The sequence below is a fragment of the Microbacterium sp. 69-10 genome (assembly GCF_001897945.1).
GTDB lineage: Bacteria > Actinomycetota > Actinomycetes > Actinomycetales > Microbacteriaceae > Microbacterium.
This window is the reverse complement of record NZ_MKRT01000024.1, coordinates 96,393-114,934: the sequence shown is the minus strand read 5'-3', so window position 1 is coordinate 114,934 and position 18,542 is coordinate 96,393. Positions and strand designations below refer to the sequence as shown.

Here is an 18,542-nt window from a genome sequence, read left to right as displayed (position 1 = left end):
CGATGAGCGACATGACAGATCGGCGCGCATTGATCATCGGGGCATCGCGAGGAATCGGCCTGGGGCTGACCGAGAGGCTGCTCGAGCGCGGGTGGCACGTCACGGCGACCAGTCGCCGCACCGACGACAGCGGCCTCGCCGCGCTCGCCCAGCGCTTCGACGAACGCCTGCATCCCGAGCGGGTCGACATTGATCTCGACGATCAGGTGAGCGAGCTGCACGACAGGCTCGCGGAGGCCGCCTTCGACCTGATCCTCGTCAACGCCGGCGTGACCCATGACCGTTGGGAGACGGTCGCCGAGGTGAGCACCGAGACCTTCCAGCGCCTGATGATCACGAACGCCCTGAGTCCGATGCGCTTCATCGAACGATTCCAGGACCTCGCCACGCCGAGCGGAACCCTCGCGATCACCTCGTCGGGCCAGGGCAGCATCGCGAACAACACCCGCGTCACCGGGTGGGAGGTGTACCGCGCGAGCAAGTCGGCACTGAACCAGCTGATGCGCAGCTTCGCCGCGCGCCATCCCGATACGCTGCACACGCTCCTGCTCCTCGCACCCGGATGGGTGCGCACCGAACTCGGCGGTTCCGACGCCGCCCTCACCGTCGAGCAGAGCACCACGGGTCTCGCCGACGTCATCGAAGGGCAGGCGGGCGCTCGCGGCCTGGCGTTCCTCGATCACGCCGGCAGGACTGTCCCATGGTGAGCTGGAGCGCCGACTCGCGAAATCATTCACCGCCGCGGTCGCGCCGTCGGCGTGATCACACGACAAGGAGGACATGGCCGGTCGGCAACGGCTCGGGGACCCCGAGAGTCCGTCGCGACCAGTCATACCGACGGAACAGGCCCTCACGCCGCTCACGGAACGGAGCCAAGACCTCGAAGGCGAGACGATCACGCTCGACCCCATCCCAATCGCCGGAACGACGATGCGATCGAGATGGATCGAGGAAGTCGTCACCGCGCATCCTCACCATCGACGAGTCGGCATCGACCACGGAGCGAACCAACGTGCTCTTGCCTGAACCTGCGTAGCCGGACACTCCGACGACAACCGGACGTCCGAGATTCTGCCGCGTCTGATCGATGAGCGCTGTCACGTCCGCGACGCTGAACGCCGTCTGCTGCAGCACGCGTCAGGTGACCTTCAGTGGCGTGATCGACGCGATCTGCGCACCCGCAAGGGCCTCCGCGCGGTCGAGCTCGTAATGGCTCTGCAGATTGATCCAGAACTCTGCCGACGTGCCGAAGTACTTGGCCAGACGCAACGCAGTGTCCGCAGTGATGCCTCGCTTGCCGTGCACGATCTCGTTGATACGCCGTGGGGGCACCCCGATGGCCACTGCGAGACGGTTCTGCGTGATCTCGAACCCCTTGATGAAATCCTCCATGAGCACCTCGCCGGGGTGAATCGGAGGAATCTTGTCAGTGATAGTCAACGATCTCCACCTCCTCTGGTCCAGAGTCGGTCCACACGAAGCAGATCCGCCACTGGTCATTGATCCTGATGCTGTGCTGACCGAACCGATCGCCCTTAAGCGCTTCGAGTCGATTGCCCGGCGGGATGCGCAAATCCTCAAGAAACTGCGCGGACCCCACCTGACGAAGCTTGCGCAACGCCACCGAGTGGATCCGGGGATCGATCGATGGGACGCGTTCACGACGCCACAGACGTTCGGTGTCCCTGTTGCCGAACGACTTGATCACACGGACATCATATAACGCGGCGCGTCATTAACGCTAGACGTTAAAGCGGAACTCCACCACGTCGCCGTCCTGCATGACGTAGTCCTTGCCCTCCAGGCGGGCCTTGCCCTTCGCGCGCGCCTCGGCGACCGAGCCGGTCTCGACCAGGTCCTCGAACGAGATGACCTCGGCCTTGATGAAGCCCTTCTCGAAGTCGGTGTGGATCACGCCGGCGGCCTGCGGGGCCTTGTCACCCTTGTGGATCGTCCAGGCGCGGGCCTCCTTCGGCCCCGCCGTCAGGTAGGTCTGCAGACCAAGGGTGTCGAACCCGATGCGTGCCAGCTGGTCCAGGCCGGACTCCTCCTGACCCGTGGAGGCGAGGAGCTCGGCGGCGTCCTCCGGGTCCAGGTCGATGAGCTCGGACTCGATCTTCGCGTCCAGGAAGATCGCCTTCGCGGGGGCGACCAGCGCCTCCAGCTCGGCCTTGCGCGCGGCATCCGTCAGCACCGACTCGTCGACGTTGAAGACGAAGATCACGGGCTTCGCGGTCAGCAGACCCAGCTCCTTGATCGGCGCGAGGTCGAGACCGCTCACCGACAGCAGGATGCCGCGCTCCAGGGCGTCCTGAGCGGCTTTGGCCATCTCCAGGACGACCGGCTCGGTCTTCTTGCCCTTGACCTCCTTCTCGAGGCGCACGATGGCCTTCTCGAGGGTCTGCAGGTCGGCGAGCATCAGCTCGGCGTTGATGGTCTCCATGTCGGATGCCGGGTTCACGGCGCCGTCGACATGCACCACGTCGTCGTCGGCGAAGCCGCGCACGACCTGCGCGATGGCATCCGCCTCACGGATGTTGGCGAGGAACTGGTTGCCCAGGCCCTCTCCCTCGCTCGCGCCGCGCACGATGCCGGCGATGTCGACGAACGACACCGCGGCGGGCAGGATGCGCTCGCTGCCGAAGATCCCGGCGAGCACGTCGAGGCGCTTGTCGGGGAGGCTGACGACGCCCACGTTCGGCTCGATGGTCGCGAACGGGTAGTTCGCCGCGAGCACGTCGTTCTTGGTCAGCGCGTTGAAGAGGGTCGACTTGCCGACGTTCGGCAGTCCCACGATTCCGATGGTAAGGGCCACGGGCATCCAGTCTACCGGCGGGCAGCTACTCCAACCGCTTCCAGTGCCCCTCCGAGATCACGTCGACGTCGTCCCCGACGACGCGGATCGCGGTCTGGTCGTCGATCGCATATGCCGGCCCGTCGATGTGCTCGGCCCACCGCTCGGCGTGCGCGAGCGTGTTCTCCGGGAAGTCCGGGTAGTCCAGATGCGGGAACAGCGAGAAGTCCACGATGCCGAGCGTCCCCTCCCCCGGCTCCGGCGACGTCCAGCGCTCGAACTCCGCGCCGATGCGCGGCGTCATCACCATGCTCCCGGCGCTCACGCCGACCCAGACGGTCCGCTCCAGACGGGGGAAGAGCTTGAGCAGCCCCGACCGCCGGATCCAGTGCGCCAGATAGGTCGCGTCTCCGCCGTCCACGAGCAGGGCGTCCGCCTGCTCCACCCACGGGACCCACCGCTCCCCCTCCATCGACGGCAGGGCGGTGAGTTCGAGCAGACCGGCGGACTTCCAGCCGAGCGCGGTCATCGACCAGTCGCTGCTCGCCGAGCGGAGGGTCACCTCTGGCGTGCACGACGGATGCCCGTACTGGGCGGTCGGGATGAACAGCGCCGTCGAATCCTCGATCGGCTTGCCGAGCATCTCCACCAATGCCGTGCGGATGCTGGGGTTCGTCACTCCACCGGAGGTGAGCAGCAGTCTCATCGCGCCAGCCTACGACCGCGGCGGGACGCCGGGCCGATCAGATGGGGACTAGTCCCCCTGCCGCCGGACGCCGGCGGGCCGCTAGCGTGGTGCCATCCGATCAAAGGAGCCCAGCGTGCCGGACGACGTCAGCACAGACGAGATGAACGACCCGTTCTGGTCGGTCGTGCACCGCCGGCATCCTGACCTGGACATCGTGCTGCTGCCGCCGGAGAGGCCCGCACCCGCCATGTCGGGTCTGCCTGAACGTGCACCAGGGCCGTTCGCGCAGCTCCAATTGACGGACGCCGATGATCTGTGGCGCATGCTCGTCGGGCATGGCATGCCCCGACGCGAAGCCCGGTGGATCCCCGGCCCCACGCGCGACTCCGTGCGGCACGCCATCACGCTGACTCTGGCGGGCGTCGGCACGCCTGCGGGTATCGAGCACCTGCGCGAGGCACGTGGTGCGCTGACCGCGGACGGCTGGCATCTGTTCATCCCGCCGACCGGGACACCGCGCATCATGGCTGACCGCGCGGGCGAACTGGGCGCGGAAGAGCTGCTGGCCGGATTCGACGCCGAGCACGGCCGCCTGTTCATCCGTCTGACCTCGACCGGCCTGCCGGTCGGCGTCGATCGGGCCCGCGAGCTGATCGGGGCCGCAGCATGACCGACGGAGTCACCTACAACCCTGTGATGCCCGGTGAGCTGGACCGGCGCTGGAGCTCGCAGGCCGCGCAGATGAGCGCGCTCATGAAGTCCCTCTCCTCCGCGCCGATCGGCGGGTTGCCCTCGGTCGCCGTGGGGCCCGCACGCACCTTCCTCGCTTCGTGGGAGAAGATCGCGCTCCAGGCCAAGACTTCCTCCGAGGTGTACGCCGATGAACTGCGCGAGACCGGGGTCTCGTACGAGAATCTCGACGCCGAGGTCGCTCGCCGGATGGCTGCGCTCGGAGGCGGTGCGGGATGACGACGACGATCAACATCCCCGCTGTGATCGACCCTGTCGACCGCCCTGAGGGCGATCCGGCCGGCTCCGAGTCTCTCGCGACCTCGCTGCTGAGCGGCGCCGTCCGCCTCACGGAGTTCTCCGAGGAGGCGCTGCTCCTCGCCGAGTCCAAGTGGTACTGGGCAGGCAAGGCCGCAGAGGCGTATGGCGACCACGCCAAGAACTTCGCGCAGCGGCACCAGCCGATGGGAGAGACGCTCAAGCGGGTCGCCCGCGGTGTCGACGTGTTCGCCGACCAGCTGCGGACCCTGCAGAGCGATCACACCACGATCAGCAGCGACATCACTTCGTACCATCGCGAGCGCGCCGACCTCATCACGGATGTGAACCTTGCCGGCGAAGTCGCGGAGGCCGAGATCGCCGCCCTGCAGGAGCGCGCACGCGCGCTGACCAACCGTCGTGCGGGGATCACGACCGACATCACCGACCTGCAACGGCGCGTCACGGAGAACGAGCAGTTCCTGGTGCAGCTCTTCACCGGTGCCGACACCGCCGCCGAGGCGAGCTCGCCGACCGGCGGCATCAGCGCACTGGCGCTCGGCGCCATCGGGCGGAAGCCGTCCGCCGCAGACGGACCCAAGGCGATGAACGCGTGGTGGAACAGCCTGACGGAGGCGGAGCGGGACGCCCTGATCGCGGCCTACCCGGATCAGCTCGGCAGCGCCGACGGCCTCCCGGCTTCGGCGCGCGACGCCGCCAACAGGCTGCGCCTCGACGCCGATCTCGCAGAGCTGGAGATGAAGGAGCGCGACGGCACTCTTCTTCCCGAGGAGAAGCAACGGCTCGCCAACGCCCGCGCGACGCGGACGGCGCTGGAGCACGCGGACGGATACGTCGTCCCCGGCACCGACGACAGACCGGGTGGACAGCTGTGGCTGTATGACCCGGACGCGTTCGGCGGTGACGGCCGGGTGGCGATCGCCGTCGGCGACCTGGACACGGCCGACGACGTCTCCGTGCAGGTGCCGGGCATCCGCACCGAGATGGATGACGCCCCAGGCGGCGTGGACGAGGCGACCCGGTTGTACGAGAGCGCGCGCTTCAACGGCGACGGATCGAGCGTGGCGACGATGTTCTGGCTCGGCTACGACACACCTGCCGGTGACCTTCTCGAGTGGGGCGAGGTCCCCTCGGAGGATCGTGCGGCGGACGGCGGCGCTCGTCTCGCCGCCGCAGTCGACGGGCTTCGCGCGTCGCGCGCTCACGATCCGGCGCACATGACGGCGATCGGCCACAGCTACGGTTCGACGACGACGTCCTACGCGGCGACGGACCACGGTCTCGCGGTCGACGACATCGCGCTGATCGGCAGCCCGGGGACCGGACCGGCAGATCACGCATCCGACTTCAGCGTCGGCGCCGACCATGTGTACGACGGCCGCAACAGCCGTGACTTCGTCGCGTTCCTCGGGGATGAGGGCTGGGTGCGCAAGGACCAGTTCTTCGACACCGGTCTGGGCATGGATCCGTCGTCCGAGGATTTCGGGGCGCATCGCTTTCAAGCGGAATCACCCCAGCGCGGATGGGGGCCGAACTTCGACGACCATTCGCGGTACTACGACCGGGACAGCGAATCCCTGTACAACCTGGGCCGCATCGTCGACGGTCACGGCGACGACACGAACAGCGCATCGCAGTCGTACGACCCGTGGTGGGGCGATCCCATCGACCCCGAGTGGGACCGCGACCCCACCTCCCAGGTTCCCGGGCAATCGCAGACGGGCCTGGCGCCATGAGGAGATCGGCAATCATGGGTGCTGTGGGAATTCTCGCTCTGCTCCTCGGCGGATGCTCCGTCACGCCCGCCGATCCGAGGGCCGAACTCGAGGCGAGGGCGGCGACGATCGACTCCGCTGCTCAGGATGTCCTCGACTCGCTGCACGCGGCCGGAGTCGACGAGGCCACCGCGAAGGGCCATGTCGACGGATGCCAGAGCGAGCCGGCTCCCGGCGTGTCCTACCGAGCCGGGATCGCGGCGAAAGCGGGTTCCGACCTCGCATCCGCCTTCGACGCTCTCGTGCAGCAGCTCGACGCGTCGGGTTGGAAGCCCACGGACGCCTATCGCGACGTGAAGATCGATCCGGCCAAGCCCATGGGACGCTTCACTCGGGACGATGTCACGCTGGATGTCAAGACCGGCGGCGGCTCCGTCGGAGGGAAATGGTACGGCGCCGACGAGATGCAGCTCGGCATCACGATCAAGGACGGCTGCGTGCGGGTGCCGGATGGCGGCTACATCGGGCAGGTCCGGGACCTCGAGAAAGACATCCTCCCCCGCTCCTGAGCCTCCCGACGCAGGCGGGTCAGCCGACCAGCTCCAGCACCGATCGCAGTGAGTCGCCCTCGACATGCCGCGGGCCGTCCTGCGGCGCCGCGATCCGCTCGCGGTTCAGCCAGAACGCGGAGAGCCCCGCGCCGACAGCGCCCATGACGTCGGCCGGGAAGCTGTCGCCGACGTGAAGCGAAGCGGTCGAGGCCGCTCCGGCCCGATGGAGCGCATGGCGGAAGATCTCGGCATCCGGCTTCAGCACTCCGATGTCCCCCGAGGCGACGACCACGTCGAACAGCCCGTCGATCCCGACGGTGCGCAGCTTCTCGCGCTGGAACGTCGAGGGCCCGTTGGTGATCAGCCCGATCGGGATGCCCCGTCGACGCAGCTCCACGAGCACGTCGCGGCTGTCGTCGAACAGGGTGAACGTGCGTCGCTCCGCTGCCAGATGCAGGTGCACCGCCTCATCCACAAGTTCCGCGCCCGCACCGGCGCCGGACAGCGTGCGCCGCCACACCTCTCGCGTCAGCGCATCGTCCTCCAGCTCGCCGCGCATCCACTGCTCACCCTGTGATGCCCAGCATCCGCTCCACACCGTGGCATTCGCCGTGCGCATCGCGTCCGTGTCGAGATCAGGATGCCGCGCGGCGAGTTCGTCGATGGCGAGCAGCGCGGCGTCGACGGCGCCATCTCCGACCAGAGTGTCGTCCAGGTCGAAGAAGACGGCGCGGATGGGTTCAGTCACGGCGTCGCGCCCGGAACGCCGTCGTCACATACGGCAGGTCGATCGTGTCCTCGCCAGCGACGCCCAGCTCGTCGAACAGGGCGTCCATGCCCTCATGGATGCTCGCGCGCTCCTGCTCGGAGGCCGTGATCAGATAGCTGCGCGAATCAGCCATGCGGTGCAGCTGCGCGCGTGTCATGGGCCGCACCCACTCCCAGCGCCCCGTCTCCAGCTCGCCGAACGGTGCGGCGACCGTCGGGCCGCCGGCATCCAGCATCTCCTCCGCGGCACTCGCGTGCATGATGGCGGTGAAGCGGCGCACCCAGTCGACGCGGTTGTCGCGCGCGTTCCAGATCAGCCCGAGGGTCCCGCCGGGTCGCACCACGCGGCCGATCTCGGCGGATGCCGTCTCCGGGTCCACCCAGTGCCACGCCTGCCCGAGCACCACGGCGTCCAGGCTCGCATCCGGCAGGGGCAGCGACTCGGCCGTGCCCACGTACGTCGGGACGCCGGGGACGGTGTCGCGCAGCTTGGCCAGCATCGCCGCATCCGGATCCACCGCCACGACCTGCGCATCCGGAGCATCCGCGATCACCCGGGTGAGCTTGCCCGTGCCGGCTCCCACGTCCGCGATCCTCCGCGCTCCGTGCGGCAGCTTCTCCAGCATCCAGGCGACCGCCTCGAAGGGGTAGTCCGGCCGCGAAGCCTCGTAGGTGTCGGCCTCGGATCCGAAGGAAGTCGCTCGCACGTCACTCATATCGCTCAGCCTACGGCGAGCCTGCGACGTCGGCGCCGACGTCGGCGCGAGAGTGGGACCGTGCCATTGGACTTCACCGCGATCGACTTCGAGACGGCGAACTCCAGCCCCGCCTCCGCCTGCTCCGTCGGACTCGTCCGCGTGCGCGACGGCGAGGTCGTCGCGCAGACCGGTTGGCTGATCCGCCCGCCTGCAGGCCACGACGAGTTCAACGAGTGGAACACCAGGATCCACGGGCTCTACGCCCACGACGTCGTCGATGCCGCCACCTGGGTTCAGCAGATCGGCAGGCTCTGCGCATTCGCCGGTGCCGACGTGCTCGTCGCCCACAACGCCGGCTTCGACATGAACGTGCTGCGCCGCGCCTGCGAGGCGACGGGCATCGACGCCCCGCCGTACCGGTCGCTGTGCTCGCTCGCGGTGGCCCGCAAGACCTACGACCTCGACTCCTACCGGCTCCCCAAGGCGGCTGCCGCGGCGGGCTTCGGCGATTTCCCGCACCATGACGCGCTGGCGGATGCGCGGGCCTGCGCGCAGATCGTGATCGACGCCGCGCGTCTGGCCGGGGCACCGGACGTGCACGCACTGGGCGCCGCGCTCAGCATCCCGCTCTCCGCGCCGCTGGCATCCGCCCCGCAGCGAGCGGTCGCCTGACCGACCTGGCGCACGGCGCTCCACGTCGTCTCGCTGACGCTCGCTCATGCAGGCGGCGGGCTCAGCGCCCCACGGGATCAGGCGCCGCCGGGCACTCCGGACAGCAGGGCGACGACGATGCTCGCGGTCAGCAGGAAGGCGCCGATCATCCACCACGAGCTGAGCTCGTGGCCCTCTTCGCGACGCACGCGGAACAGCACGTCCTTGCGGCGGGCCGGATCCGGAATGGCACTGGCCGCGGCCTTCGCCGCGGCGGCTGCAGCGAGCTGCTCATCGGTGACGCGCAGGATACGACCGGTCTTCGTGGTGATGTGCTGAGCGCTGCTCTGCTTCTCGGACTGCTCGCTCGCTGACATCCCGAGCTCTCCTGTTCTGACCAACTCCAGCGCGCTGAGGGCGCCGGATCCACACTCATTGTGCCAGCCGCGGCTGGGAATCGCGGGATGGGCGGGCCACCGCGGTCAGAACGTTACCTCGTCGTGCTCACAGCCACTTCGACACGAGGTGGTCGGACGTGATGCGGCGCAGCGTGCCCGAGGCGGAACGCAGCACGATGCTCTCCGTGTAGAGATAGCGTCCCTCGCGACGCACGCCGCGGACCAGCTGGCCGTCGGTCACGCCGGTGGCGACGAAGATCGTGTTGTTGCCCTTGACGAGGTCGTCGGCCTCGTAGACCGTGTCCATCTTCAGCCCGGCGTCGATGCCCCGCTGGCGCTCCTCGTCGTCGCGCGGCCAGAGGATGCCCTGGATGTGCCCGCCGAGCGCCTTGATCGCACACGCGGTGACGATGCCCTCCGGGCTGCCGCCGATGCCGACGCACATGTCGGTGCGGGCGTTGTGACGAGCGGCGTTGATGCCTCCTGCGACGTCGCCGTCGCTCATCAGCCGGGTGCCGGCGCCGGCATCCCGGATCTCCTGGATCAGCTGCTCGTGACGCGGCCGGTGCAGCACCGAGACGACCATCTCCTCGACCGGCTTGTCGAGCGCCTTGGCGAGGCGGCGGATGTTCTCGCCGATGGGCAGTCGGATGTCGACGACGCCGACGCCCGCGGGGCCGGTGACGAGCTTGTCCATGTAGAAGACGCTGGACGCGTCGAGCATCGAGCCCCGGTCGGAGACCGCGAGCACGGACAGCGCGTTCTGGCGGCCCGCCGCAGTCAGGGAGGTGCCGTCGATCGGGTCGACCGCGATGTCGCACTCGGGCCCGACGCCGGTGCCGACCTCCTCGCCGTTGAACAGCATCGGGGCGTTGTCCTTCTCGCCCTCGCCGATCACGACACGGCCCCGGAAGTCGACCGTGCCGAGGAACGCGCGCATGGCGTCGACGGCGGCGCCGTCGGCCGCCTCCTTGGCGCCGCGGCCGATGAAGGGCACCGCCCGGATCGCGGCCGCTTCGGTCGCGCGGACCAGCTCCATCGCGAGGTTGCGGTCGGGACGAAGCGGGCTGAGATCGGCTGTAAGGCTCACCATGCGGTCAGCCTAGTGATCCGGCCGTGCGGAACAGGCGAGTTTTCCCGTTTTCCCGACGAAGGATTCGACGTTCTTAACAGGTCTTCAAGATCCGCGCCCCGACGCCCCGAAACAGCCGAGAAGAACCGGCATCCGCGCGGATAGAGTGAGCATGACCCCCGCACATCAGAAGCAGGAGAATCCATGCCCGTCGCCACTCCGGAACAGTACGCAGAGATGCTCGACCGCGCGAAGGCCGGTGGCTTCGCGTACCCCGCTTTCAACGTCTCCAGCTCGCAGACGATCAACTCTGTGCTGCAGGGTCTGACCGAGGCCGGCTCCGACGGCATCATCCAGGTCACCACCGGCGGCGCGGACTACTTCGCCGGGCACACCGTCAAGGGCCGTGCCACGGGTGCCCTCGCCTTCGCGCGCTTCGCGACCGAGGTCGCCAAGAACTACCCCATCACCGTGGCGCTGCACACCGACCACTGCCCGAAGGACGCGCTGGCCGGCTTCGTCGAGCCGCTCATCGCCGCCTCCGAGGAGGAGGTCAAGGCCGGACGCAACCCGATCTTCCAGTCGCACATGTGGGACGGCTCGGCCGTGCCGCTCGCTGAGAACATCGAGATCGCCAAGGAGCTGCTGCCCCGCATGAAGGCGATCAACGCCATCCTCGAGGTGGAGATCGGCGTCGTCGGCGGCGAGGAGGACGGCGTCGCGCACGAGGGCTCCAACGAGGCGCTCTACACCACCTTCGGCGACGTCGACCAGGCCGTGCAGGCGCTGGGCCTGGGCGAGCAGGGCCGCTACATCGCCGCCCTCACCTTCGGCAACGTGCACGGCGTCTACAAGCCGGGCGGCGTCAAGCTGCGCCCCGAGCTGCTGGGCGACATCCAGGCTCAGGTCGCCGCGAAGTACGGCACCGGCAGGAACCCGCTCGATCTGGTCTTCCACGGCGGCTCCGGCTCGTCGGACGAGGAGATCGCCACGGCCGTCGCCAACGGCGTCATCAAGATGAACGTCGACACCGACACCCAGTACGCGTACACGCGTGCGATCGCCGACTACATGTTCAAGAACTACGACGGCGTGCTCAAGGTGGACGGCGAGGTCGGCAACAAGAAGCAGTACGACCCGCGCGCCTGGGGCAAGATCGCCGAGACCGCCATGGCGGCCCGCGTGATCGAGTCCACCCACCAGCTCGGCTCGTACGGCCAGTCCAAGAGCTGACGACGAAAGCCAGCGGGTCGCCGAACCCGTCAGCGCGGATGCCCCGGGATCGTCCTCGATCCCGGGGCATCCGTCGTTCCGCGCCGGTCAGCCGATCAGATGGGAGCGGCGGCGCCGTCGAATAGTGTCCGACGGCGCCTTCGTTCGCAGTCATTGGAGATCAGTCGCCGCCTTCAACGGGTAGGTCGATCCATCAATCACCTGCCGAATGATCACGTCCGTCGTGTCGTACTGTTCGGCGAGCGAGCGGGAGTCAAGCCCGACGCGCGCTGCCTCACGGATCCGCTGGACTTGATCGGCTTTGAACCGTCGGCGGCCGTTCCCGGAGAGTGGTCCACCATACGACGCGTACATGACACCTCGCACGATGTTGCTGACCATCTGCTGGCTCGTGTCGAAGTCCGCTGCGAGTTCGCGCTGAGTAGCACCCTGTTGATACTTCTGACGCATCGCCCGCACGTCGTGGCGGGAGAACGAAGCGCCCGCTCCGCCGCCTGTTCCTTGCGTGGCACGTCGTCGTACTGAATCGATGGTCCAAATGGACACACCGAAGGCGGACGCTAGCGCCGCACGCGGCTCGCCGGCCGCCGAACGTTTCACTATCTCGCTGACCTGTTCCGCGCTTAGCCGCCGTGCTCGGGCGGGCGCCCTTACCGCCGTGGGCCCTGGTAGGTCGGGGAACGCCCGGCCCGTGGTTACATTCGAGACCATCTGAACTGAGACACCGAACTTCTCACCCAGATCCCGAAGTGGTACTCCTGACGCAGCTTCGGCGCGCATCGCGATCACATCAGCCTGACTCAGTTTCGCAGCAGTTCCACGTGAGATCGGCCCGCCCGCGGCCTGGCGAGTTCGACCCGTCACGATGCTCGACACCGTGTTCTGTCTGACGCCGAACGTCTCAGCGAGTTCGCGTTGCGACCTGCCCCCTTTGAACTCATCCCGGATCTGTCGCACCTGGTCGTCAGTCAGTCGAGTCCTCATCCGATCATTGTGAGAGCGTGGCGCCGCTGGGTGCAACCCAACGGCGCCGAATCTTTGCCGGCCTCTACTTCACGGCGAGCGTCCACGCACCGTCAGCGGTGATGGTAATCACCGACGGGCCTGCTGCCAGCGGCACGGTCCCGTTGTACGCCCCGATCTCGTTGATGAGCAGCCCCATGCTGAAGGCCTTGCCGGTCTCCTCCTGCACGACGAAGTTGCGCGAGCCCGCGTGCGTCGCTGCGAGCGAGGCCGCCCCGCCTTCGTAGAGGAACACCGCATCGCCGGTGCCGGCCGCTGCGACGAGCGGCGCATCTCCCATCGGACGGATGTCGAACGTCCAGGCACCGTCTGCCATGACCTGCAGCTTGACGCCGTTGCCGAGCGCGCTGATCCCCCACGCGGTCGCGCCACTGTAAGCACCGATCGTGTTCACCAGCAGCTCTCCCGTCGACCCGTTGTTCGCGTCGAGCACGGTGACCGCGAAGTTGCGATTGCCGGTGTGCGTGGCGACGACGATCCCGCCTGTTGCACCTGCGGGCAGATCGATCACCGTGTCTCCCGTGCCCGACAGCTGAACGGGAGCGAAGGTGCCGAACTTGCCGTTCGCCCAGGAGGCTGCTGCGGCGCCGGGGGTCGGCTCAGCAGGCTTCTCGATCTTCTTCGGCTCAGTCGCGGCCGCGGGCTGATCGGCCTTCGACTCCTGTGGCTGTGTCGACGAGGTCGCGGGCAGGTCCCGCGCGGCGTTCGTGCTTGCGTTCACGGCCCCGCTGATGCCGCCGACGAGAATCACCGCCGCCGTGACGATCCACGCGACCAGCTTGGTCTTGTCGTATCCGTCGAGCGGGCGTCCTGCTTTGTCGCGCATCCCGCCGGCGAGGATGACGATCAGATCGACGAGCCACCAGACACCGAGGCCACCGAGCGTGAACAGCTTGAGCAGGCCGGTGCCGATCTTGCCGAGATAGAAGCGGTCGACGCCGAACACGCCGACGAGCAGAGACAGCAGCCAGGTGACGAGAAACGGCTTGCCCGCGTCGGACGAGGTGCTCGGCGATGTCGGGTACTCATAAGCCGGCGGAGTCGTCGGCCCGGGCTGGCCGGAGGGGGCAGGAGGCGGAGTGGGGATGGACATGGTGGTTTCCTTACTGTGATGGGTGGGATGCCAGTGGGGGTCAGTTCTCGACGATGATGAGGTTGGCGCCGCTGTCGGGGTGGTAGCTCCACGACGCGGTGAAGCCCTTCCAGTCGCCTTCCTGTCGCCCGTCGAGGCTGCGGGTGGCGCCGATGCGCTCGGTGATCCTCGTGGGAACGTCGAGTTGCTCGTACACGCACTCCAGCGCGAGGCTCGTGACTCCGAGCGGGTCGTCGTCCTTCGGCTTCGTGTTGACGATCAGGGTCTTGCCGTCGTCTTCGACGGACACGACGCCGGCGAAGAGCTCGGCCAGCGCATCGTCGGCTTCGGTCTCACGCGGGTCAGGAGCGGGCGTGGCGGATGCTGTGGCCCGGGCCTCTGCGAGGAACGCATCGAGCGGCTTCGACCCCGCACAGGTCTCGCCTGCAACTTCGATGGCGCTCGGGCGGCTGACGATGACCGCGATCGTCACGACCGCCGCCATCGCAGCTGCAGCCGCGGCCCCGACCAGGATGGCGTTGCGCGCCGTCGATCGCTTCGGTCGGGTGACCGCCGCCGGCAGATCGGGCGTGGAGGTGTCGTTCTCGGACATCTGGTTCTCCTGTTCTCTGTGACGGTTGTCTGAGGTGACGGCGGGCGGGTCCCTCACGAAGTCCCCAGCCACCCGCCCGCCGTTGCGGCGTCATGACCCGCGGATCACAAGCTAGATCGAGATGGACGAACGAGAAGCGCTGGACACCGATAAGCGCCCTTATCAGCGTGTGCTTGCCATCCATCGAGCGATGCCCAATATCGTCAGACCCATGAGCACGAACAGAAGCGATGACGGTCCGCACAGCAGCGGCATCGTCGCTCCGGCGCGTCCGCTCATCTCGCTGCCGCAGATCGCAGCGCTCGCTCGCGTCCGTCGTCCTGTCGTGTCGATGTGGCGCAAGCGGTTCGCCGCCGGCGACGGGGCTTTCCCCTTGCCCGTGAGCGCGCGTTCGGATCAGGAACTCTTCGATGCTTCGGAGATCGCCGCCTGGCTCGCCGACACCGCGCACGGCAACAATCCGGATGCTGTCGCCGACGCCGCGGCGTTCGCGTTCGCGGCCGAGTCCGCGATGCCGGATGGCGTGTATCGCGCGACCATCGAGGCCCTGCTCGCCCTGCGCGTGCTCGACGGTGTGCCACTGACACAGGGCGATCTGCCGCATCGTGCGGCGCAGGCCGATCCCGACGACACCTCACTCCGTCACGAGGTCGCGGCGCTCCCGGCCGACTCCGGATTGCCCGCCTATGTCGAGACGCTGATCGATGCCGCCTACTCCCCCGCCGGCGCCGCCGACGCGCTGCGCGCCCAGGGCACCGCGTCGGCGAGAACAGGCGCCTCGGGCATGATCAACGCTCAAGGCACTCAGCTGGTTGCTCTGCTGGCCCAGGCCGTCGCCGACGACGAGCAGGTCGTGCTGGCCGCTGCGCCGGGCGCTCTCGACGCCCGCGCTCTTCTCGATGCGACCGCAGCGCGGTGCGGTGACGAGGCGGCCCTGCATGTGCCTGCTGAGAGCCGCGAGCTCCGCCGACGCCTGATCATCCAAGATCACTCTGCGATGCTCTCCACCAGACCACCTGCACCCGAGGTGCCCGCAGTCTGGCTCGCTCGTATGCACGGCCCCGATACCGCAGCGGATCTCGCTCAGCTCGAGGATCTGGTGGTCGAGCTCAGCGATCATCAGCGGCTCGTCGTCGTCGGCCCCGACACGATGCTGACGGAGCCGCTCACGGGTGCAGCCGCCGTCTCACGCGACGTCCTGCTGCGCTCCGGACGCGTGCGCGGCATCGTCCGCCTGCCCGCAGGACTCGTCCCGTCGGCAGTACGGCAGTCCCTCGCCGTGTGGGTGGTCGGCGGCCCGCAGGGCGGCGCACCGCTGGGCGAGAGGTTCACGGTCGTCGGCGACCTTCGTGGAATCGCGCTCACCGACACGCGGGTGCGAGACCTCGTCAGCGATCTGACCGTGTCTCTCGGGTCCGCCCGGGATGCGCTCGCGCATGCGTTCCGATTCGTGCGGTTCGTCCGCACCTCGGCTCTGATCGCCGCTGAGGGATCGCTCGTCGAGCCCGGCCTGCCCCCGCACACGACCGGCCGTGGACTTTCCGAGCTCGCGGCGCTCGTCGACCGCAAGCTCGGCGATCTGCCCGATCCGCCGTCACTTCCCGCTCTTCGAGCAGCGACTCCCGCCCCGGCACCCCACGTGATGCTGGGCGATGCCCTTCAGGCCCGCGAGGCGCGACTGATCCCCGGCATCCGCCTCGAGCCAGCCGACACCGCAGCGGACGACGGCTACCCGGTGATCGGGCGGGGCGAGGTGCTGGCGCACGAGGCGTCGGATCGTCGCATCGACCGCATGAGACTCGCCACGGCATACCCCCGGGCGCAGCTGACGCTCGCCGGCGACGTCATCGTGCTGTCCGGGGCGCATCCGGCGGCAGTCGTCGATGCCGACGGGTCGAGCGTCGTCGAGTATCCGGCACGTGTGCTGCGTCTCAACGACGAGACGCTCGCGCCCGAGGTCGTGGCCGCCGACGTCAATGCGCTCACGGATGCCCTGCCACTCAGGCGCTGGCTCCTGCGCCGCATTCCGACCGGCCAGCGCACTGTGCTCCGCACGGCGCTCACAGAGATTGTCGGTGCCCGACGGGATGCTGAACGCAGAGCATCCGATCTGGCCGAACTCGAACGGCTGGTCACCGACGCCGTCGTCGCGGGCGCCCTGACCGCTGACCCTGACCCCACCCACCCCGAAGGGAGCCGCTGATGGCTGCACGTACGAAGGCCGGCACCGCGCCGTCGACGATGAAGGAGCTGAAGGACACGCTCTGGAAAGCCGCCGACAAGCTGCGCGGATCGATGGACGCATCGCAGTACAAGGACGTGATCCTCGGCCTGGTGTTCCTGAAGTACGTGTCGGATGCCTTCGGCGAGCGCCGCGAGCAGATCCGCGACGAGCTCAGCGCGGACGGCTACGACACCGAGCAGATCGCCGAGCTCATCGACGACACCGACGAGTACACCGGTCGGGGCGTGTTCTGGGTGCCGGCGAACGCGCGGTGGTCGTTCCTCGCCGAGAACGCGAAGGGGCTGGGTCCGGCACTGGGCGAGGCGGAGAAGTCTGTCGGTCTGCTGATCGATGAGGCGATGGATGCCGTGATGCAGGCGAACCCGCAGCTCAGCGGCACGCTGCCCCGCATCTTCAATCGCGACAACGTCGATCAGCGCAGGCTCGGCGAGCTGGTGGACCTGTTCAACTCCGCGCGGTTCGCCGGGCAGGGCCAGGGCGGCGCCGACGGGCGTCGGGCGCGTGACCTGCTCGGGGAGGTGTACGAGTACTTCCTGGAGAAGTTCGCGGCGGCCGAGGGCAAGCGGGGTGGGGAGTTCTACACGCCGGCCGGCGTGGTGCGCGTGCTGGTCGAATTGCTGCAGCCGACGCACGGACGCGTCTATGACCCGGCGTGCGGTTCGGGCGGCATGTTCGTGCAGGCCGAGAAGTTCATCGATGCCCATCACGGCGAAGGCTCGGACATCTCGGTGTACGGGCAGGAGCTGAATGAGCGCACCTGGCGCATGGCGAAGATGAACCTGGCCATCCACGGGCTGAGCGGTAATCTGGGGCCGCGCTGGGGCGACACCTTCGCGCGCGACTTGCACCCCGACGTGCAGTTCGACTTCGTGATGGCGAACCCGCCGTTCAACATCAAGGACTGGGCACGCAACGAGTCCGACCCGCGGTGGCGCTACGGCGTGCCGCCGGCGGGCAACGCGAACTACGCGTGGATCCAGCACATCCTCTCCAAGCTCGCGCCCGGCGGCACGGCGGGTGTGGTCATGGCCAACGGCTCGATGTCGTCGAACTCGGGCGGCGAGGGTCAGATCCGCGCGCAGATCGTCGAGGCAGACCTGGTCTCGTGCATGGTTGCCCTGCCCACGCAGCTGTTCCGCTCGACGGGCATCCCGGTGTGCGTGTGGTTCTTCGCGAAGGACAAGACGGGTCCGATCGACCGCACCGGCCAGGTGCTGTTCATCGACGCCCGGAACCTCGGCCACATGGTCGACCGCGCCGAGCGAGCCCTGTCGGATGAGGACATCGCCCGCATCGCCCACACTTACCACGCCTGGCGCGGGATTGAGACCCCCCGGTCGTTGAGCCAGGAGCGCAGCGACGAGACGAAACGCGTTGAGCGAGCGGAGCGAGCCGAAACGGCTCCCTCCGAGTACACCGACATCCCCGGCTTCTGCTACTCCGCCACTCTCGCCGAGATCAAGGCCGCCGACTACGCACTCACCCCCGGCCGCTACGTCGGCGCCCCTCCCGAGGAGGACGACGGCGAGCCCATCGAGCAGAAGCTCGAGCGGCTGAAGGGCGAGCTCTTCGCCCAGTTCGAGGAGTCCGAGCGCCTGGCCGCGGTCGTGCGCGAGCAGCTGGGGAGGGTGTCGTGAGGCTCGACGAAGCATGCACTCATGTCGTCGACTGCGAGCACAAGACCGCGCCGATCGATGAGTCAGGTGAGTACTTCGCCGTTGGAACCCCTGCAATGCGCGACCATCGCATCGACTTCAGCGAAGCACGACGAATCTCGCGTGAGACTTTCAACACATGGACGCGGCGCCTGCGTCCCCAGCCTGGAGACCTGCTGCTCGCGCGAGAGGCACCTGTCGGGCCAGTGGTCAGACTCCCAGACTCCGCTCATGTCGCCCCCGGCCAGCGCACCGTTATTCTCAGGCCCGATCTCGCCGTGACATCAAGTCGCTTTCTCTACTACTTGCTGCGCTCCCCCAAGATGCAAGCCGAACTTCTCGTCAAGGCGGAAGGCTC

At 68.2% G+C, this 18,542-nt stretch carries 22 protein-coding genes and 1 pseudogene; 10 read left to right on the top strand and 13 right to left on the bottom strand.

The genetic code is table 11. The annotated features are described in order from the left end of the window. Positions 1 to 2 precede the first annotated feature (2 nt). Positions 3 to 707, top strand: coding sequence for an SDR family NAD(P)-dependent oxidoreductase (locus BGN97_RS11550; protein ID WP_292701507.1), 705 nt, complete (start codon positions 3 to 5; stop codon positions 705 to 707). Positions 708 to 762: 55 nt separating this feature from the next. Here BGN97_RS11550 and BGN97_RS11545 read toward each other — a convergent pair whose 3' ends face one another. The 5 genes from BGN97_RS11545 to BGN97_RS11525 are packed head-to-tail and all read right to left on the bottom strand — an operon-like array spanning position 763 to position 3,500. After that, positions 763 to 1,134 (bottom strand): hypothetical protein, encoded by a 372-nt coding sequence (locus BGN97_RS11545; RefSeq protein ID WP_292701505.1) that lies wholly within the window; start codon positions 1,132 to 1,134, stop codon positions 763 to 765. A 3-nt stretch (positions 1,135 to 1,137) separates the two neighbouring features. After that, the gene (locus BGN97_RS11540) at positions 1,138 to 1,440 is read right to left on the bottom strand and encodes a HigA family addiction module antitoxin (RefSeq protein WP_292701503.1); all 303 of its coding nucleotides are present in this window, start codon (positions 1,438 to 1,440) and stop codon (positions 1,138 to 1,140) included. Next, the gene (locus tag BGN97_RS11535; protein ID WP_292701501.1) at positions 1,427 to 1,708 is read right to left on the bottom strand and encodes a type II toxin-antitoxin system RelE/ParE family toxin; all 282 of its coding nucleotides are present in this window, start codon (positions 1,706 to 1,708) and stop codon (positions 1,427 to 1,429) included. Before BGN97_RS11535 ends, BGN97_RS11540 begins: the two co-directional genes overlap by 14 nt. A 33-nt stretch (positions 1,709 to 1,741) precedes the next feature. Continuing rightward, positions 1,742 to 2,815: a redox-regulated ATPase YchF gene (ychF, locus tag BGN97_RS11530; protein ID WP_285634029.1), complete on the bottom strand. Its 1,074-nt coding sequence runs from the start codon at positions 2,813 to 2,815 to the stop codon at positions 1,742 to 1,744. A gap of 25 nt (positions 2,816 to 2,840) precedes the next feature. Continuing rightward, positions 2,841 to 3,500, bottom strand: coding sequence for a Type 1 glutamine amidotransferase-like domain-containing protein (locus BGN97_RS11525; RefSeq protein ID WP_292701498.1), 660 nt, complete (start codon positions 3,498 to 3,500; stop codon positions 2,841 to 2,843). A 115-nt stretch (positions 3,501 to 3,615) separates the two neighbouring features. Between BGN97_RS11525 and BGN97_RS11520 the strand changes: the two genes are divergently transcribed. The 4 genes from BGN97_RS11520 to BGN97_RS11505 are packed head-to-tail and all read left to right on the top strand — an operon-like array spanning position 3,616 to position 6,774. Continuing rightward, positions 3,616 to 4,152, top strand: coding sequence for a hypothetical protein (locus BGN97_RS11520; RefSeq protein WP_292701496.1), 537 nt, complete (start codon positions 3,616 to 3,618; stop codon positions 4,150 to 4,152). Then, the gene (locus BGN97_RS11515) at positions 4,149 to 4,451 is read left to right on the top strand and encodes a hypothetical protein (RefSeq protein ID WP_292701493.1); all 303 of its coding nucleotides are present in this window, start codon (positions 4,149 to 4,151) and stop codon (positions 4,449 to 4,451) included. Before BGN97_RS11520 ends, BGN97_RS11515 begins: the two co-directional genes overlap by 4 nt. Beyond that, complete coding sequence (locus tag BGN97_RS11510) at positions 4,448 to 6,226, top strand: alpha/beta hydrolase (RefSeq protein WP_292701491.1); 1,779 nt, start codon at positions 4,448 to 4,450, stop codon at positions 6,224 to 6,226. Before BGN97_RS11515 ends, BGN97_RS11510 begins: the two co-directional genes overlap by 4 nt. Positions 6,227 to 6,249: 23 nt before the next feature. Further along, entirely contained in the window at positions 6,250 to 6,774 is a 525-nt protein-coding gene (locus BGN97_RS11505; RefSeq protein ID WP_292701489.1) for a hypothetical protein, read from the top strand. Between the two features lie 19 nt (positions 6,775 to 6,793). Here the strand turns inward: BGN97_RS11505 and BGN97_RS11500 are convergent, their stop codons facing one another. Both BGN97_RS11500 and BGN97_RS11495 read right to left on the bottom strand, forming a co-directional pair. Next, a complete protein-coding gene (locus BGN97_RS11500; RefSeq protein ID WP_292701486.1) occupies positions 6,794 to 7,504 on the bottom strand; it encodes an HAD-IA family hydrolase in 711 nt (236 codons plus the stop codon). After that, entirely contained in the window at positions 7,497 to 8,240 is a 744-nt protein-coding gene (locus tag BGN97_RS11495; RefSeq protein WP_292701483.1) for a class I SAM-dependent methyltransferase, read from the bottom strand. The genes BGN97_RS11500 and BGN97_RS11495 overlap by 8 nt, the downstream gene beginning before the upstream one ends. A 60-nt stretch (positions 8,241 to 8,300) precedes the next feature. Here BGN97_RS11495 and BGN97_RS11490 point away from each other — a divergent pair, with 60 nt between their 5' ends. Continuing rightward, entirely contained in the window at positions 8,301 to 8,894 is a 594-nt protein-coding gene (locus BGN97_RS11490; RefSeq protein WP_292701481.1) for a 3'-5' exonuclease, read from the top strand. Positions 8,895 to 8,971: 77 nt separating this feature from the next. Here the strand turns inward: BGN97_RS11490 and BGN97_RS11485 are convergent, their stop codons facing one another. Both BGN97_RS11485 and glpX read right to left on the bottom strand, forming a co-directional pair. Beyond that, positions 8,972 to 9,250: a hypothetical protein gene (locus BGN97_RS11485; RefSeq protein WP_292701479.1), complete on the bottom strand. Its 279-nt coding sequence runs from the start codon at positions 9,248 to 9,250 to the stop codon at positions 8,972 to 8,974. Positions 9,251 to 9,377: 127 nt separating this feature from the next. Continuing rightward, complete coding sequence (gene glpX, locus BGN97_RS11480) at positions 9,378 to 10,364, bottom strand: class II fructose-bisphosphatase (RefSeq protein ID WP_292701477.1); 987 nt, start codon at positions 10,362 to 10,364, stop codon at positions 9,378 to 9,380. Positions 10,365 to 10,547: 183 nt separating this feature from the next. Here glpX and fbaA point away from each other — a divergent pair, with 183 nt between their 5' ends. Continuing rightward, a complete protein-coding gene (fbaA, locus tag BGN97_RS11475) occupies positions 10,548 to 11,576 on the top strand; it encodes a class II fructose-bisphosphate aldolase (RefSeq protein ID WP_292701475.1) in 1,029 nt (342 codons plus the stop codon). A 150-nt stretch (positions 11,577 to 11,726) separates the two neighbouring features. Here the strand turns inward: fbaA and BGN97_RS11470 are convergent, their stop codons facing one another. From BGN97_RS11470 to BGN97_RS11460, 4 genes and pseudogenes are all read right to left on the bottom strand, one after another. Beyond that, positions 11,727 to 12,026 carry a hypothetical protein gene (locus BGN97_RS11470; protein WP_292701472.1) on the bottom strand — a complete coding sequence of 100 codons (300 nt, stop codon included), beginning with the start codon at positions 12,024 to 12,026 and terminating at the stop codon, positions 11,727 to 11,729. A gap of 408 nt (positions 12,027 to 12,434) precedes the next feature. After that, positions 12,435 to 12,560 (bottom strand): annotated as a pseudogene (locus BGN97_RS18500) (helix-turn-helix domain-containing protein); the annotation flags it as partial. Positions 12,561 to 12,624: 64 nt separating this feature from the next. Then, entirely contained in the window at positions 12,625 to 13,692 is a 1,068-nt protein-coding gene (locus BGN97_RS11465; RefSeq protein WP_292701469.1) for a TM2 domain-containing protein, read from the bottom strand. Positions 13,693 to 13,732: 40 nt separating this feature from the next. Beyond that, positions 13,733 to 14,284 (bottom strand): hypothetical protein, encoded by a 552-nt coding sequence (locus BGN97_RS11460; protein WP_292701467.1) that lies wholly within the window; start codon positions 14,282 to 14,284, stop codon positions 13,733 to 13,735. 211 nt (positions 14,285 to 14,495) lie between these two features. Here BGN97_RS11460 and BGN97_RS11455 point away from each other — a divergent pair, with 211 nt between their 5' ends. From BGN97_RS11455 to BGN97_RS11445, 3 genes are all read left to right on the top strand, one after another. Beyond that, positions 14,496 to 16,487 carry a hypothetical protein gene (locus BGN97_RS11455; RefSeq protein WP_292701465.1) on the top strand — a complete coding sequence of 664 codons (1,992 nt, stop codon included), beginning with the start codon at positions 14,496 to 14,498 and terminating at the stop codon, positions 16,485 to 16,487. Continuing rightward, positions 16,487 to 18,166, top strand: a complete 1,680-nt coding sequence (locus tag BGN97_RS11450; protein WP_292701462.1) for a class I SAM-dependent DNA methyltransferase — start codon at positions 16,487 to 16,489, stop codon at positions 18,164 to 18,166. Before BGN97_RS11455 ends, BGN97_RS11450 begins: the two co-directional genes overlap by 1 nt. After that, on the top strand, positions 18,163 to 18,542 hold a 380-nt coding region (locus BGN97_RS11445), incomplete at its 3' end, for a hypothetical protein (protein ID WP_292701459.1). The genes BGN97_RS11450 and BGN97_RS11445, both read left to right, overlap by 4 nt.